The organism is Pseudomonas alliivorans (assembly GCF_017826695.1).
GTDB classification, from domain to species: Bacteria; Pseudomonadota; Gammaproteobacteria; order Pseudomonadales; family Pseudomonadaceae; genus Aquipseudomonas; species Aquipseudomonas alliivorans.
Map to the genome: position 1 here is coordinate 754,853 of NZ_JAFFZW010000001.1, position 14,437 is coordinate 769,289.

At 59.6% G+C, this 14,437-nt stretch carries 15 protein-coding genes; 5 read left to right on the forward strand and 10 right to left on the reverse strand.

Going from position 1 to position 14,437, the window contains the following annotated elements; all coding sequences use genetic code 11:
- Positions 1–85: 85 nt before the first annotated feature.
- Positions 86–1,102, reverse strand: a complete 1,017-nt coding sequence (locus JTJ32_RS03305) for a 1-aminocyclopropane-1-carboxylate deaminase (protein WP_099228271.1) — start codon at positions 1,100–1,102, stop codon at positions 86–88.
- Between the two features lie 171 nt (positions 1,103–1,273).
- On the opposite strand from JTJ32_RS03305, the gene JTJ32_RS03310 reads away from it, so the two are divergent.
- Both JTJ32_RS03310 and JTJ32_RS03315 read left to right on the forward strand, forming a co-directional pair.
- Complete coding sequence (locus JTJ32_RS03310) at positions 1,274–1,780, forward strand: Lrp/AsnC family transcriptional regulator (protein ID WP_210040843.1); 507 nt, start codon at positions 1,274–1,276, stop codon at positions 1,778–1,780.
- 122 nt (positions 1,781–1,902) lie between these two features.
- Positions 1,903–2,718 carry an AraC family transcriptional regulator gene (locus tag JTJ32_RS03315; protein WP_184319613.1) on the forward strand — a complete coding sequence of 272 codons (816 nt, stop codon included), beginning with the start codon at positions 1,903–1,905 and terminating at the stop codon, positions 2,716–2,718.
- Here JTJ32_RS03315 and JTJ32_RS03320 read toward each other — a convergent pair.
- Both JTJ32_RS03320 and JTJ32_RS03325 read right to left on the reverse strand, forming a co-directional pair.
- On the reverse strand, positions 2,656–3,306 hold the full coding sequence (locus tag JTJ32_RS03320) for a LysE family translocator (protein ID WP_210040845.1): 651 nt from the start codon (positions 3,304–3,306) through the stop codon (positions 2,656–2,658). The two genes, JTJ32_RS03315 and JTJ32_RS03320, sit on opposite strands and share 63 nt — an antisense overlap.
- The gene (locus tag JTJ32_RS03325) at positions 3,307–4,596 is read right to left on the reverse strand and encodes a DUF8614 domain-containing protein (protein ID WP_099228275.1); all 1,290 of its coding nucleotides are present in this window, start codon (positions 4,594–4,596) and stop codon (positions 3,307–3,309) included.
- A gap of 198 nt (positions 4,597–4,794) precedes the next feature.
- Here JTJ32_RS03325 and JTJ32_RS03330 point away from each other — a divergent pair, with 198 nt between their 5' ends.
- Positions 4,795–5,703, forward strand: a complete 909-nt coding sequence (locus JTJ32_RS03330; RefSeq protein WP_210040847.1) for a DUF808 domain-containing protein — start codon at positions 4,795–4,797, stop codon at positions 5,701–5,703.
- A 117-nt stretch (positions 5,704–5,820) separates the two neighbouring features.
- On the opposite strand, the gene JTJ32_RS03335 is transcribed toward JTJ32_RS03330, so the two are convergent.
- From JTJ32_RS03335 to puuE, 6 genes are all read right to left on the reverse strand, one after another.
- Positions 5,821–6,606 carry an outer membrane protein OmpK gene (locus tag JTJ32_RS03335; RefSeq protein ID WP_099228277.1) on the reverse strand — a complete coding sequence of 262 codons (786 nt, stop codon included), beginning with the start codon at positions 6,604–6,606 and terminating at the stop codon, positions 5,821–5,823.
- Positions 6,607–6,983: 377 nt separating this feature from the next.
- Positions 6,984–8,267 carry a urate hydroxylase PuuD gene (locus JTJ32_RS03340; RefSeq protein ID WP_210040849.1) on the reverse strand — a complete coding sequence of 428 codons (1,284 nt, stop codon included), beginning with the start codon at positions 8,265–8,267 and terminating at the stop codon, positions 6,984–6,986.
- Between the two features lie 28 nt (positions 8,268–8,295).
- Positions 8,296–8,820 (reverse strand): ureidoglycolate lyase, encoded by a 525-nt coding sequence (locus tag JTJ32_RS03345; RefSeq protein WP_057410857.1) that lies wholly within the window; start codon positions 8,818–8,820, stop codon positions 8,296–8,298.
- A gap of 151 nt (positions 8,821–8,971) precedes the next feature.
- Positions 8,972–9,967, reverse strand: a complete 996-nt coding sequence (gene alc, locus JTJ32_RS03350) for an allantoicase (RefSeq protein ID WP_184319619.1) — start codon at positions 9,965–9,967, stop codon at positions 8,972–8,974.
- A 16-nt stretch (positions 9,968–9,983) separates the two neighbouring features.
- Positions 9,984–10,523, reverse strand: a complete 540-nt coding sequence (gene uraD, locus JTJ32_RS03355) for a 2-oxo-4-hydroxy-4-carboxy-5-ureidoimidazoline decarboxylase (protein ID WP_210040851.1) — start codon at positions 10,521–10,523, stop codon at positions 9,984–9,986.
- The gene (gene puuE, locus JTJ32_RS03360) at positions 10,520–11,449 is read right to left on the reverse strand and encodes an allantoinase PuuE (RefSeq protein WP_099228282.1); all 930 of its coding nucleotides are present in this window, start codon (positions 11,447–11,449) and stop codon (positions 10,520–10,522) included. The genes uraD and puuE overlap by 4 nt, the downstream gene beginning before the upstream one ends.
- 392 nt (positions 11,450–11,841) lie before the next feature.
- Between puuE and uraH the strand changes: the two genes are divergently transcribed.
- Both uraH and JTJ32_RS03370 read left to right on the forward strand, forming a co-directional pair.
- Entirely contained in the window at positions 11,842–12,195 is a 354-nt protein-coding gene (gene uraH / locus JTJ32_RS03365) for a hydroxyisourate hydrolase (protein WP_210040853.1), read from the forward strand.
- A gap of 137 nt (positions 12,196–12,332) precedes the next feature.
- Entirely contained in the window at positions 12,333–13,085 is a 753-nt protein-coding gene (locus JTJ32_RS03370) for a GntR family transcriptional regulator (RefSeq protein WP_210040855.1), read from the forward strand.
- Positions 13,086–13,097: 12 nt separating this feature from the next.
- On the opposite strand, the gene JTJ32_RS03375 is transcribed toward JTJ32_RS03370, so the two are convergent.
- Complete coding sequence (locus tag JTJ32_RS03375; protein ID WP_184319632.1) at positions 13,098–14,309, reverse strand: MFS transporter; 1,212 nt, start codon at positions 14,307–14,309, stop codon at positions 13,098–13,100.
- Positions 14,310–14,437 lie beyond the last annotated feature (128 nt).

Genomic DNA, 14,437 nt, shown 5'->3' on the forward strand with positions numbered 1-14,437 from the left:
GACGCTTTGACATGAGCGTATCGAATGGGAAAGCCCGCGATACGCGCGGGCTGTCGGTAACGTCATAACGGCTCGCAATCAGCCCTCAGCCATCCTTGAACAGAAAGCTGTAGGCGTTCAGGGCCGGAACGCCGCCCAGGTGGGCGTAGAGGACCTTCGAGCCTTCCGGGAATTCGCCGTTGCGGACCATGTCGATCATGCCGTGCATGGATTTGCCTTCGTAGACCGGGTCAGTCAGCACGCCTTCAAGGCGCGCGCACAGGCGGATGGCTTCGAGGGTGCCGTCGTTGGGAAGGCCGTATTCCGGGTAGGCGTATCGGGTGTCGAGCACGACGTCGTCGGCGGTGATCTCGCGGCCCAGCTCGACGAGCTTCGCAGTGTTTTGGGCGATACGCAGCACTTGTTCGCGGGTCTTGTCCGGCTTGGCCGAGGCGTCGATACCGATGACCCGCTGCGAGCGTCCGTCGGCGGCAAAGCCCACCAGCATACCGGCGTGGGTGCTGCCAGTGACCGAGCAGACCACGATATAGTCGAACGTGAAGCCCAGTTCTTCTTCCTGCTGACGCACTTCATCGGCAAAGCGTACGAAACCGAGGCCGCCGTACGGGTGTTCCGAGCAGCCTGCCGGAATGGGGAAGGGCTTGCCGCCGCTCTCGACCACATCGGCCATCGCCTTTTCCCAGCTCGGCCGAATCCCGATGTCGAAACCTGCCGAATCCAGACGCACATCGGCGCCCATGATGCGGGACATCTCTATATTGCCGACCCGATCGTACAGCGCGTCGGAATAGTTGACCCAGTTTTCCTGGACCAGCACGCATTTCATGCCCAGATGCGCCGCCACCGCTGCGACCTGGCGGGTCTGGTTGGACTGGATGCCACCAATCGACACCAGCGTGTCGTAGCCGCCCTCGATGGCTTCAGGTACGAGGTATTCCAGCTTGCGCGTCTTGTTGCCGCCAAAGGCCAGCCCGCTGTTGCAGTCCTCTCGCTTGGCGTACAGCTCGACCTTGCCACCCAGGTGCTCGCTCAGGCGTTTGAGCGGCGTGATGGGCGAGGGGCCGAATGTCAGAGGGTAGCGCTTGAACTTGCTCAGGTTCATATCGAGTCTCCGTTGAGAGGTGAGGCCAGGCATGAGGCGTTGACGCTGTGCCTGAGACAGGTCCTATCATAGGAAATAGCTGGATAATCGTGGTTGCAAAGAATTGTTCGATTAGCGAATTAACGTTAGTGTCAACGCAATGAAACGTTTATTTATTTCGTGGAAATGAATATGAAAGCAATAAATGAACACAACAAAAGGCCCGCGCCAGACAGGACGCCGCCGCTGGACCGGATTGACCGCACCATTCTCAAGACACTGCAACGTGATGCGTCCATCTCCAATGTCGCGCTGGCGGAAAAGGTCAAACTCAGCCCGCCGGCCTGCCTCAGGCGCGTGGAGCGCTTGAAGGAAAGCGGCGTTATCAAGGGCGTGGTGGCGTTGTTGAACGGTGAAGTGCTGGAGGCTGGCATGGTGGTGCTGATCGGCGTGGTGCTGGATCGCTCGACGCCGGATTCTTTCGCGCAGTTCGAAGCGGCGGCGCAGAAGGTGTCCGGGTGCATGGAGTTTCACGTGGTCACCGGCGAGTTCGACTACTTCATGCTGCTGCGCACCAGGGACAGCCAGAGCTTCAACCGTCTGCATGCCGAACAGTTGCTGTATTTGCCGGGCGTGCGGCAGATCCGTTCGTTCATGGGCTTGCGTCAGGTGCTGTCGACCACTCACATTCCGCTCTGAGGCTCGCGTTGCACATAGCCCGACGACGGGCACGCGAGCGCATTGCCTGATCAGGGGGCCGCTGATAATCTCGCCTGCTTGCGCAGGGACAGGACATCGCGTGCCATTCAAGGAATGACAACATGACGCCGATCATCGAAGCCTTATCGAAACAATCCTTTGCAGAATGCTCGCTGGTGTCGGCCCACGACGCCGAGTTTCCCCGCCATACCCACGAAGAGTATGTGATCAGCGCCAACCTCTCCGGCAGCGAACGGATCTGGTATGACGGTCGATCCCAGGACGTGCAGCCTGGGCAGGTCACGCTCTACAACCCGATGACGGTGCAGTCTTCCCTGTTCGACTCGACAGGCGCACGCTTCATCAGCGTCCACCTCGATGCAGCGCACGTCGCGTCGGTGTTCGGCGAGGTGCAGGGGCCGCTGTTCGATGAAGGCGCGCTCAAGGACGATGCGCTGTTCAACGCCATTGTCACCTTGCATGCGGCCAATGATGCATCGCGACGCGAAGAAGCGCCCTACGAATTGCTGGCCGAGCTTTCCAGATTTCGCGGCGAGGGCCCGGTGATCGCGGAGCCCGACATGGCCGCCAGGGTCGTGGAATTCATGCAGGACAATCTGTACGAAGACATTGATCTGCAGGATATCAGCGCCATGGCGGGCATCTCGAAATTCCATCTGGTGCGCAGCTTCAAGATGACCAAGTCATTGGCGCCGATGCAGTTCCTGAAACAGCTCAGGCTGATCGAGGTGCGCAAACGGCTGCGTCGGGGGGATGCAGCGGCCCGGGTCGCCACCGAGTTGTACTTCTACGACCAAGGCCACATGTGCAATTCGTTCCGCAAGGTGATGGGCATTTCACCGATGCGTTACGCCTCAATGCTCAAAGACGGGCTGCGGGCTGACAAACTCCATGTAGCCGGAAACCACCACGTATAACGTGAAATAGGCGAAGATCAGCGCCGATGCGATATAGGTCCATCTCAGCATCTTCTCGCCCAGCAGTTGCCCGCCATGGTAGGCCAGGCCGCACAGCACCAGCGTCCAGAAGACTCCGGCGCTGAAAAAACCCGAGAGGAACAGGATCGAACTGTTCATATCGACGCCCTGTTTGGCGATGATTGCGCCACCGACGGCGGCGAACCACAGGATCGCGCTGGGTGACGACATGGCCAGCACGATGCCTTTGGAGAACAGCGCGAAGTTGGTGCGCCCCCACTGTGTTTCCGAGCCACTGACCCCGGTCTTCACCCGTATGGCGCTGGCGACCATCTTGACACACAGGTAGGCCAGCACCGCCGAACCGCCCAGCCACAGTGCCCAGCGTACCGCCTCGTACTGCAGCAACACCGCCATGCCCGCCAGGGCGAGAATCGCGTAGACCATATCGCCGATACAGGTCCCGAAACCGAGCCAGACACCTTGCCTGAAGCCGCGCTGCATCGACAGGGTGATCATGGCCATGTTGGCCAGGCCGATTTCCAGGCACAGCGACAGACTCAGTAAAAAACCGTTGTAAAACTCCACTTACTCGCTCTCCAGCAAGGACTGTTCATAAAAAAGGGATGTTTCGCACAGCGACAGTCCGAACAATACATCCGTGTTTTTGGCGTGGTGCACGCCATAGGTTCGCAGAAAACGCTCGAAGGTTTCCAGATTGTCGGACATTACGGCATCGAGCAGTGTCCTGGCGATACGCATCATGGCGGCCGGAAAGGCTGCGCAATCGATACGGATGCTGCCTGGCGCAATCACTGAAAGCACGCCTGCGTCTTCGAGCATTTTCAGTTGCGCGTAGGCGGCACCGGCGTCCGGAAACTGTTCGGGGCCGCGCCGCAGGTAGCGGAACAGCTCCAGAACATAGAACCGCACCATTCTGTCAGATTCCAGTTCAAGGCAGTCGGCGACATCGGGAGAAAGGGCGAGCAGGAAGCCGAACACATCAGCCACTGCTTCCTGAGCGACCATCGAGCCCCAGCGGTCATGACGGCTCAGGCGGCGGTAGTCGGTGGCAGGCAAGACGATGGAGTGCCCCAGGTCGTGGCCCCGGAACCAGCTCATCAGGTAGCGCTCTATGTCCTGATCTGCGGGGAGGTCATCATCGGTCCAGCCAAAGATGCCTTTCTGCTCCCGCGAAATCTGCTGGTAGAGATTCAGGTACGTGTTGGCGAAAACAATGGTGCGTTTGACGGGTGAATACTTGATGCCCTGATCTTCAGGCATGAAGTAGGCGAAATGTTTGGGGAACGTATCAGCCTCGCCGCCGATGGCGATCAGGTCGATGATCTTGTACGAGCACGCAGGCAACTGTTGAAGTTCGGCGCCGAGCTGCCGGGACAGCCTCGCCACGCTGCCGTCAAGGTAATGATCGACGACATCCGATACGGCCTGAAGCCTGAAGTTCGGCGTGCCGAAGAATGCCGAAAAGCCGGTCTCCCGGGATTTTCCCAGCCAGGTCGACAAGGGCCCGACGTAGCTCACCAGTTCCTGCTCATCGAGCCCCGCCAGTTGAGCACCGGTGTCCTTGATCCAGACGGAACCCATCAACCCTTCGGCGATCAGGCCCATCGCATCACGGGACGCTTCGTCTTCCAGTTGCCCTGACGCCGTCGCCAACTGGTTGGCAATCGTCACCAGAATGGTCTGCACCAGCATCGAATCCTTCTCGCCTGCGCGTTCAAGCTCACGGATCAGATTGGCCTGCCGCACAAGCTGGTTCAATGCACTGGTCAGCGCAGGGGAAAACTTCTCGGGCTTCTCGAGCCGAACGGCCCGGATGATGTGTTGTTGTCGTTTGGGCCAGAAAATGCTGTTCATGATCGCTCCCTGTTCAAGAGCGGCAATCAGAACAGTACGGGTATGGTGAGGTATTGGAAATAATTGCTGTAAGGCACCAGACTTGAGTGCGTGCGACCAAACGTTCCCGCACGCTGCGAGTCAGAGTGATGTGACTGACTGTAGCCTGTGATTCAATACGCGCCGTTTTGTTTTTCTACTTGCTCAAGGATTTTGATTTTGGCTGCTGGAAGCTTGCTTACCCTGCTTGACGATATTGCCACCCTGCTGGATGACGTGGCGTTGGCCACCAAGAAAACCGCAGGCGTGCTGGGTGATGATCTGGCGCTCAATGCGCAACAGGTCACAGGCGTGTCGGCCGACCGCGAATTGCCGGTGGTCTGGGCCGTAGCCAAGGGCTCTCTGCTCAACAAGGCGATTCTGGTGCCTGCTGCGCTGCTGATCAGCGCCTTCGCCCCATGGGCGATTCTGCCGTTGTTGATGATCGGCGGTGCGTTTCTGTGTTTCGAAGGTTTTGAAAAGATCGCCCATAAATGGCTGCACAAGGAAGGCGCTGACGAACACGAACAGCGCAAACAGGCCACCACCGATGCGTCGGTGGACATGGTGGCGTTCGAGAAGGAGCGTATCAAAGGCGCGATCCGTACTGACTTCATTCTTTCGGCGGAAATCATCGTGCTGGCTCTGGGCGTGGTAGCGGCGCGGCCGTTCATGGATCAGGTCGGTGTGCTGGTCATCGTGGCGGTGCTGATCACGGTGGGTGTCTACGGTCTGGTGGCCGGTATTGTGAAGCTGGATGATCTGGGTCTGTACCTCAAGAAGAGCGCCAGCTCGTTCGCACAGAAACTCGGCGCTGGCCTGCTGTGGCTCGCTCCGGTATTGATGAAGCTGCTGTCGATCCTCGGCACGGCGGCCATGTTCATGGTCGGTGGCGGGATTCTGGTCCACGGCCTGCCATTCGCCCATCACTGGGTCGAAGGCATAACGGCAAGCGCTGCGGGTGCAGTGGGAGGACTGTCAGTGATCATCCCGACGCTGATCGATGCCGTCGCGGGCATCATTGCCGGTGCGGTATTGGTGGTCATCGTTACCTTCGCCGGCAAGGCGTGGAAGGCTGCGCGGGCGTAGCACCGAGCGGACGTGGAGTGGCAACGGGGCGCAGAGCGTGGGCACGATCGGTGTCTTGATCGTTCCCATGCTCCGCGTGGGAATGCCGCTCGGGGCACTCCGCGTTCCGGCGTGTTATCAGAAAAACACTTTTACCAGCAGGCTCGCGGTGTTCTGGTCGGTGTCGAACGAACCGGTATCCTCGATCCCGTATTTGTTGGTCCAGTAGTCATACTCGATACCGACGTACAACTGCCGCTCCGGGTAGTTGAGCGCCTTGCCCAGGTCGTATTTGATCTGCGGGTTGAAGTGCAGGTTGGAGTGGTAAGTGCCACGTGATGTCTCGTCGTTGTCGACAACCCAGTCCATGAAGCCGTCGATCAATACATCCGATTTGCCCACCGGAATGGTGTACGACCACACCGGCGTGATCTGCCACACGCCATCGCCCGGACGATTGCCGTCGGTGTGGCGCTGATAGAAGTTGAGCTGGAAGTAATCGAAGCCCGGTATCTTCAGGTCGAACGCAGGGCCGATCAGGTAGGACTCGTTGTCGCCTTCACCGAACTCGTAAGTGGCGGCCAGCAGCACATCCGTTATGGGGCCGAACTCGAATTTCTGTCCGAATATCTTTCCCATCGACAGGCGTGGAGAGATTTCACCGTAGTACGTGTTGTCGCCCGCGTTCGCATCTTTCTTGCCGTTGTAGAAGATCTTGTCGACGAATAGAAAGTTGTCGCCGTACTTCCAGCTGTCCGCATGTTCGAAGGTGAAGGTCTGCTGTATTTCCGGGTTGACGGTGAAGTCCCGTCCATTCAGATAGGTCAGGCTGTTGCTCTGCCACTGGAAGATATCCCCGGCCATGGCGGGTGCTGCGGCCAGCAGACTGCTGGCCAGTAACACGCTGGAAAGTGTGCGATTCATTCGGTGTATCCCTTGAGTAAGATCATGATCGAGCAGACCGGTGCTCTGAATGGCACCTTGTCCGGGGGTGTAATAATTTGTCTGTTTGGTCAACTTCCACTAGTTAGCAAGAGCTGCGCCAATCGCCGAAAAAAAGCTGACGTAATACGAAAACCGCCACATTGATGTCGGTTTTGATTGTTTTCTGGAATTCCAGGCGCCGCAATACCCGGCCTGCTGGCGGGATGGGCAATCGGATTCGACTAAAAAGGCGGGTATCGGCCTGTTTTGCAGCGGCGGCGGAGGATACTGGCTCGCGTCATCTGCCTCAAGTGCTCCAGCGCAGGGCGGCCGGGGCGAAAACGGGGCGGCCGTTTGCAGCGGGCCGCCCGAGTGACTCAGTCCAGCTTCGCGCCCTTATCGATCCAGGCGCCGACCAGCTCGCGCTCCTGCTGGGTCATCTGGGTGATGTTGCCCAGCGGCATGATCGGTGAGTTGACGGCCTGGGCCTTGATTCGCTGTGCCTGCTGCTGGATCTGCTGCGGCGTATCGAACATCACACCGGCAGGAGCGACACTGAACAACTGGCTGGTGGGGCTGGCCGAGTGGCAGACAGTGCAGCGTTGCCGGATCACGTCGTTGACCTGATTGAAGCCTGCACCGGCTGTCTTGGGTGGTTCCGGCTGGGCTGGTGCTGCGACCGGTTCCGGCGGCTTCTCATCGGCGCGATGCCCGCCCACGGCCGTGCCGGGCAACGGTTGGTAGACGATTTTTGTTGCCTGCGGCGGTTGCGCGGGGCCGGTGACGTACGCCAGGCAAAGCATGCCCAGCGCGGCGACCGGCAGTGTCCAGGCGAAGCGATGGCTGTCATGCCGGGTATTGAAGTAATGCCGCACCAATACCGCCAGCAGGGCGATGCCCGCCAGAATCAGCCAGTTGTATTCACTGCCGTAGGTGCTCGGAAAGTGATTGCTGATCATGATGAACAGCACTGGCAGAGTGAAGTAGTTGTTGTGCCGTGAACGCAGCAGTCCCTTGGCCGGCAGGCTCGGGTCCGGCGTGCGGTTCTCGGCGATGGCCGCGACCAGCGCGCGCTGTGCCGGCATGATGATGCGGAACACGTTGCCGACCATGATGGTGCCCATGATCGCCCCGACATGCAGGTACGCGCCGCGACCGCTGAACACCTGGCTGAACCCGTAGGCCGCTGCAACCAGCAGCATGAAAAGGATCAGGCCCAGCAGAGCAGGGCGTTTGCCCAGCGCCGAGTCGCACAGAAAACTGTAGATGAACCAGCCGACGAACAGTGAACCCAGTCCGATGTGCACGCCTTCCGCGCCCGACAGGCTGCTGCCCGGTGCCAGCAGGTACAACGTCGGGTTGGCATAGAACACCACGCACAACAGGGCCACGCCCGACAGCCAGGTCGAATAGGCTTCCCATTTGAACCAGTGCAGGTTCTCCGGCATGGTCGGCGGGGCGAGCTTGTATTTCTCCAGGTGATAGATGCCACCCCCATGGATGGCCCAGAGATCACCCGAAAGCCCGTCACGGGGGTTCTTGCGGTTGAGGTTGTTTTCCAGCCAGACGAAGTAGAACGATGCGCCGATCCAGGCGACGCCCACAATCATGTGAATCCAGCGTACGCCCAGATTCAGCCATTCCATCAGATGTGCCGCCACGGTGCTTACCTAAATACCTGTCACCACTTCACGGGTGCTCAGGCCCTTCCTGGGAGTCGGGATCGAGCACCAGCAACTGGTGCTCTGCAAAGTAATGCTCATCGCAGTTATTGCCGGTTCCACTGCGATCAACCACCAGGAAATCATCCCGCTTTTCGATCGTCAGCACCGGATGGTGCCAGACGCCGCGATGGTAATTGATACCCTGCCTGCCGTTGGACACGAAGGCACGGGTCAGCTCTGAATCAGGTGCATCGCCAAGGGGCGCGACCACGATCAGAAAAGGGTTGCCGAGCAGCGGTATGAACGCCTGACTGCCCTGCGGATGACGCTCCAGCATAGTGATGGTCAACGGCATCGGCAGCGCCTCGGCGCGAAAGATGCTGATGATCGCCTTGTCGTCCGGCTGAGCGGTTTCCACCTCCGCCAGACGATGAAAGCGCATGGTCGAACCGTTGTTGATCATGAAGTGGTCGCTGCCATCGGTTTCGATCACATCACCGAACGGCGCAAAGGCTTCCTTGGTCAACGGCTCGATTATCAGTTTGCGCATGCGGGTTCTTCTGTTTTGAATTCCATGATTGTTGCCACGCGCTGCATGGTAACGCTGCTCAGGACGCTCTGCGTCCGCTCCAGAGTATGACGAAGAACGTCACGGGCTGAAGAATGCCCACGCGAAGCATGGGCACGATCAACACTGAAGCTTACCGCGACACCTTCCCCAACACCCGCAGCCGGCTGACGCCGCCGTCCGGGAACACATTCAGACGGATGTGCGTGATCGGTCCGATGGCCTTGATCTGTTCGGCGAACTCGTGTTCGGCGTGCATGGTCAGTTTTTGACTGGGCAGCAGTTCGCGCCAGAACAGGCTTTGGGTTTCGATCTGGCTGTCGGTGCCGCCTTTCACGAACGCGCCCTGGATCGAGCAGCTGTCCGGGTAGTTGCCCTTGAAGTGCAACGTGTCGACGATGACTTTCTCGACTTCCCCCGGATGCCCCAGCGCCACGATGACCCAGTCATTGCCCGGCGTGCGGCGGCGGGCGGTTTCCCAGCCGTCACCCATGTTCACGCCACGGCCCGGATTGAGAATGTTGCTCATGCTGCCGTAGTGTTCGTCCGAACAGGCAATGGAGCGACCGCCATTGAGCGCCGCCACCAGGTCGATCTGCTCACCATCACCGACTGTGGTCCAGTCGCGATGCGGCACGCCATGCACCCGCAGGCGCGCCACGCCGCCGTCCGGGTAGATGTTGAAGCGTAAATGGCTGAACGGCTGATCGTGGCTGATTTCGTGATAGTGATGGCTGTTGCCTTTCAGCTCCACGGACGGCAGCACTTCGGTCCATGCAGTGTTTTCGTCCGGCTCGCCCGATGCCAGAAAGCAGGCTTCCAGCGAGGCGGACGGCGGGAAGTTGCCGGTGAAGAACGAGGTGTCGATGTCCACGCCCTTGATGGTGCCAGCCACGCCCAGGCGAATCACCGCGCTGTCGTAACCTTCGAAGCGTTTGCGGCGCGATTCCCAGCCGTCCATCCATTTGCCGTTGTCGTCGAACACGCCTTCCTTCCAGACCGCAGGCGTCGGCTGGAACAGGCGGTTGGCATCGGCGAACCAGTCGTCGGTCACGGACAGAACCTTCGTGCCCAGACGCGCATCAGCCAGGTTCACGAACTTCTCGAACGGTGCGGCGTAAACTTTCATGCTTCTTGTCTGCCTTCTAAACGTTGGATGAGCGCGGCGCTTGAAGCGCCTGCAAACGGAACAGTGCGATTTTGTTGATCTCGGCCAGGGCGCACGCGAACTCGGCCTCCGGCGAGTGATGGAGACGTTGTTCGAACGCCGCCAGTATCTTGTGCCTGTCGCTGCCCTTGACCGCCATGATGAACGGAAAGCCGAAGCGGGCCTTGTAAGCCTCATTCAACTCGGTGAAGCGTTGAAACTCTTCCGGCGTGCATAGGTGGATGCCTGCGCCTGCCTGTTCATTGCTGCTGGCCTGGGTCAATTCGCCCTTGACGGCGGCCTTGCCGGCCAAGTCCGGGTGAGCGTTGATCAGTGCCAGTTGTTGCGCCCGCGTGGCGCTGAGCAGGATGTCGCTCATGCGCTGATGCAGGGTTTCGATTTGATCCAGTGCCGCCGGTGTCCCCTGTTCGTAAGCCTGCTGCGCGACCCAGGGTGAATGTTCGTAGACATCGCCGAAGGTGGCGATGAACGCGTCGCGACTCATTGTCGACGGGGCAAGACCCGTGAAGTCGGTCATTGTGCCGCCTCGGCGTTGAACGGATGCTCGGCATGCCAGTGACGCGCAATGTCGACGCGGCGCGTGAACCACACCTGCTCATGGCCTTTGACGTATTCGATGAACCGTTTGAGTGCGGCAAGGCGGGCAGGCCGTCCGATCAGTCGGCAGTGCAGGCCGATGGAAAGCATTTTCGGTGCCTCTTCACCTTCGGCATACAGCACGTCGAACGCGTCCTTGAGGTATTGGAAGAACTGCTCACCGTTGTTGAAACCCTGCACCTGGGTAAAGCGCATGTCGTTGGTGTCCAGCGTGTAAGGGATCACCAGATGCGGCTTGCCGGTCGGGTTGTTCGGTTCCCAGTAGGGCAGGTCGTCGTCGTAGGTGTCGCAGTCGTAGAGAAAGCCTCCTTCCTCCATCACCAGTCGACGCGTATTCGGGCCGGTGCGGCCGGTATACCAGCCCAGCGGACGTTCGCCGCTGATGTCTGTAAGAATGCGGATCGCCTGGCGCATGTGTTCGCGCTCCTGGGCTTCGTCCATGTTCTGGTAATCGATCCAGCGGTAGCCGTGGCTGCAGATCTCATGACCGTCGGCGACCATGGCGCGGATCACGTCCGGATGACGTTGCGCGGCCATCGCCACGGCAAAGATCGTCAACGGGATATCGAACTGCTTGAACAGCCTGAGAATGCGCCACACGCCTGCGCGGCTGCCATATTCGTAGAGCGATTCCATGCTCATGTTGCGCTGGCCCTGCAGCGGTTGCGCGGCGACCATTTCGGAAAGAAACGCTTCGGATTCCTTGTCGCCATGCAGGATATTGCGCTCGCCGCCTTCCTCGTAGTTCAGCACGAATGACAGCGCGATACGTGCGTTGCCCGGCCAGCGAGGGTGAGGCGGGTTGTTTCCATATCCGATCAGGTCGCGTGGGTATTCGGCGCTCACTGCTGGCTTCCTTATAGGCGATAGGCGTGAAATCAAGTCAGGTGCGGTAGAGGCAGCGCGTCCGCAGTGCAAGGATTGTATACAATTTATTTTTGAAATTGTAACCTCGCTCCCTGTCATCAAGCCCGATGACAACTGTACGAAGGGTCTGCAGGATCAGGACAAGCAAGAAACCTGCCTGACTGGTCAGTTTAATCGGAAAAACCTGATTGATTTCCTTCGCTTCACTGAAATCGGTGCAATCCGGCCGGATGAGGGCCTGCAAGGCCTGATGGTTTCGGCCCGAGCGTGTACAGGATTTTTGAAAAGTGTCTTAATCGCTGACAACAGCGCCACGACGAGCACTCTGTTGGTGCGGTTTCGTCGCAATCATCTCGGCAAGGAGCAGCGCCTTGGGAAAATTGACCACACACGTTCTGGATGCCGCGCATGGCTGTCCGGGTGCCGCCATTGTCATCGAGCTGTACCGCGTTGAAGGCGAGCAGATGCTCAAGGTCGCCAGCGCCGTCACCAACAGCGATGGGCGCTGCGACGCGCCGCTGTTGCAAGATGATGAGTATCGATCCGGCGTCTACCAACTGCATTTCCACGCGGGTGATTACTACCGGGCGCGAGGCGTGGTGCTGCACGAACCGGCCTTTCTCGATGTGGTGGTGTTGCGCTTCGGCATTGACGCAGGTCAGGCGCACTTTCACGTGCCGCTGTTAATCTCGCCCTACAGCTACTCGACGTACCGGGGCAGCTGATACTCGCTTGCCCGCGCACACTGCGGGCTTTTTTCTGTGCGCGGTTCAGGTCGTCGGACGTGAGCAAGCCTTTCCGGTTTTGCCCTGTGTACAATGCGCGCGTTACGACGCCGTCATCCATCCGCGCCCGAGTGCCCATGAACGATCAGTCCCTGCCTCTCAAGAAACCGACGCGACCTGCCAGGGCTGGCAATAGCCCGACTCAGGACGACATCGTCTATGCGCATATCTTCGACGCCATCCTCGAGCAGCGTCTGGCGCCAGGCACCCGGCTGAGTGAAGAGGCGTTGGGCGAGATCTTCGGTGTGAGCCGCACCATCATTCGCCGTGCACTGTCGCGTCTTGGGCATGAAGGCGTCGTGCTGCTGCGCCCCAATCGGGGTGCGGTGGTCGCCAGCCCCAGTGTCGAGGAAGCTCGTCAGGTATTTTTTGCCCGACGCATGGTGGAGAAGGCCATCACCGAGCTGGCTGTCGAGCATGCCACGGCCACGCAACTCGCCCGGTTGCGCCAGATGGTGAGCGACGAGCGCGACAGTTTTGCCCGTGGGGATCGAGGGGCAGGCATTCGCCTGTCTGGCGAGTTCCATCTGCAATTGGCCGTTGCGGCTCGAAATGCGCCGCTGATCAGCTTCCAGCGCAGTCTGGTTTCCCAGACATCGTTGATCATTGCGCAGTACGAAACCGGCAACCGTACACACTGTTCCTACGATGAGCACAACCAGTTGATTGACGCGATCGAGGCACGGGATGCGGCGCTGGCGGTCGAGTTGATGATGCATCACATGGATCACATCGACAGCAAGCTCAACCTGGACGAAGACGCGAGCTCGGATGACTTGCAAGCCGTGTTCTCGCACCTGCTGGGCAAGAAGAAGGCCAGGGCCGACTGAACTGAAGCGCAATCAACCTGCCTGTTGCTGCCTCAGGGCCTGCGCCTGCCGGTACAGATAAATGCTCAGGCCCAGCCCGCTCAGCGATGCGAGCGCGGCGAACAGGAAGATCGAGACAAAGCCGAACCCGGCTGCAATTGCCCCGGCCAGCGGCCCGGTGATGCCCAGCGACAGATCGATGAACAGCGAATAGGCACCCACTGCCGCGCCACGGCTGGACGCCGGAACCAGATTGACCGCCTCCACGCCCAGCGCCGGAAACACCAGTGAAAAGCCGAACCCTGTCAGTGCCGCACCGGCCAGCGCCAGGCCGGGCGTGGGGGCCATCCACAGGAACAACAGGCCCAGCGTTTCAACCGACAGGCATGCAATCGCCACGCGAAAGCCGCCCAGCCGATTGATCAGATTGCCGAACAGCAAACGTGCCGTGATGAAGCTGGCCCCGAACAGGGTCAGGCACAGAGCGGCGTTTGGCCAGTGATTGCTGGCATAATACAGGGTAATGAAGGTCGCGATGGTGCCGAAGCCGATACCGCCCAGCGCCAGGCCCATGCCATGAGGAAAGACGCGCCCCAGCACATGCATGAACGGCAGGCGCTCGCCGTGCACGATGGGGGCCCCCGGTTTTTTCCAGGTCAGCAGCAACCCCGTGGCACACAACAGCATGATGCTGACGCCAACCGTCCACAGGCCCAATTCTTTCACCATCCAGACACCCAATGGCGCACCGATGGCCAGCGCGCCATAGCTGGCGATACCGTTCCAGGAAATCACCTTGGCCGTGTTCTGAGCGCCGACCCGGCCAATGCCCCAGCCAATCGAGCCGGAACCCACCAGACTTTCCGCGCTGCCCAGAATCACCCGACCGATCAACAGCACCACCAGACTTGCCATCGGCCACGCTTGCAGCCAGACGGGCACCAGCATGAACACACCGCTCACACCGCACCCGGCCAGGCCTATCTGCACGGCTTTCTTGCTGCCCAGGTTGTCGATGATTCGGCTCGCCCAAGGGCGACTGATCACGGTCGCGAGGTACTGCACGCTGATGACAAGACCGGCGATCACTGCGCCAAAACCCAGATCGCTGTGGACATAACCCGGCAAAACGGCCAGCGGGATGCCGATGTTCAGATAGCCGATGAAGGTGAACATGACGATGGAAACCACCGTCAGCGTTATGGCCATCGGGGTTTGCGGTGCAGCAGTCGTTGTCTCGGGCATGGAGAGAGGTTTCATTCTGATCACGAAGTGGACGTGTGGCGTTAAAGCGGTGCGATGGAAAAGCGTGCGGGAAAAACCCTTAGCAAGCTCTCGATATGAACATCATACGGCGCATCGGACGATGCTGG

Excerpts from the sequence above, each read along its gene's own strand:
- JTJ32_RS03375 (WP_184319632.1), bottom strand. The coding sequence starts at position 14,309 with ATGCCCGAGACAACGACTGCTGCACCGCAAACCCCGATGGCCATAACG.
- JTJ32_RS03305 (WP_099228271.1), bottom strand. The coding sequence starts at position 1,102 with ATGAACCTGAGCAAGTTCAAGCGCTACCCTCTGACATTCGGCCCCTCG.
- JTJ32_RS03345 (WP_057410857.1), bottom strand. The coding sequence starts at position 8,820 with ATGCGCAAACTGATAATCGAGCCGTTGACCAAGGAAGCCTTTGCGCCG.
- JTJ32_RS03335 (WP_099228277.1), bottom strand. The coding sequence starts at position 6,606 with ATGAATCGCACACTTTCCAGCGTGTTACTGGCCAGCAGTCTGCTGGCC.
- alc (WP_184319619.1), bottom strand. The coding sequence starts at position 9,967 with ATGAAAGTTTACGCCGCACCGTTCGAGAAGTTCGTGAACCTGGCTGAT.
- JTJ32_RS03315 (WP_184319613.1), top strand. The coding sequence starts at position 1,903 with ATGACGCCGATCATCGAAGCCTTATCGAAACAATCCTTTGCAGAATGC.
- JTJ32_RS03310 (WP_210040843.1), top strand. The coding sequence starts at position 1,274 with ATGAAAGCAATAAATGAACACAACAAAAGGCCCGCGCCAGACAGGACG.
- JTJ32_RS03325 (WP_099228275.1), bottom strand. The coding sequence starts at position 4,596 with ATGAACAGCATTTTCTGGCCCAAACGACAACAACACATCATCCGGGCC.
- JTJ32_RS03370 (WP_210040855.1), top strand. The coding sequence starts at position 12,333 with ATGAACGATCAGTCCCTGCCTCTCAAGAAACCGACGCGACCTGCCAGG.
- uraD (WP_210040851.1), bottom strand. The coding sequence starts at position 10,523 with ATGACCGACTTCACGGGTCTTGCCCCGTCGACAATGAGTCGCGACGCG.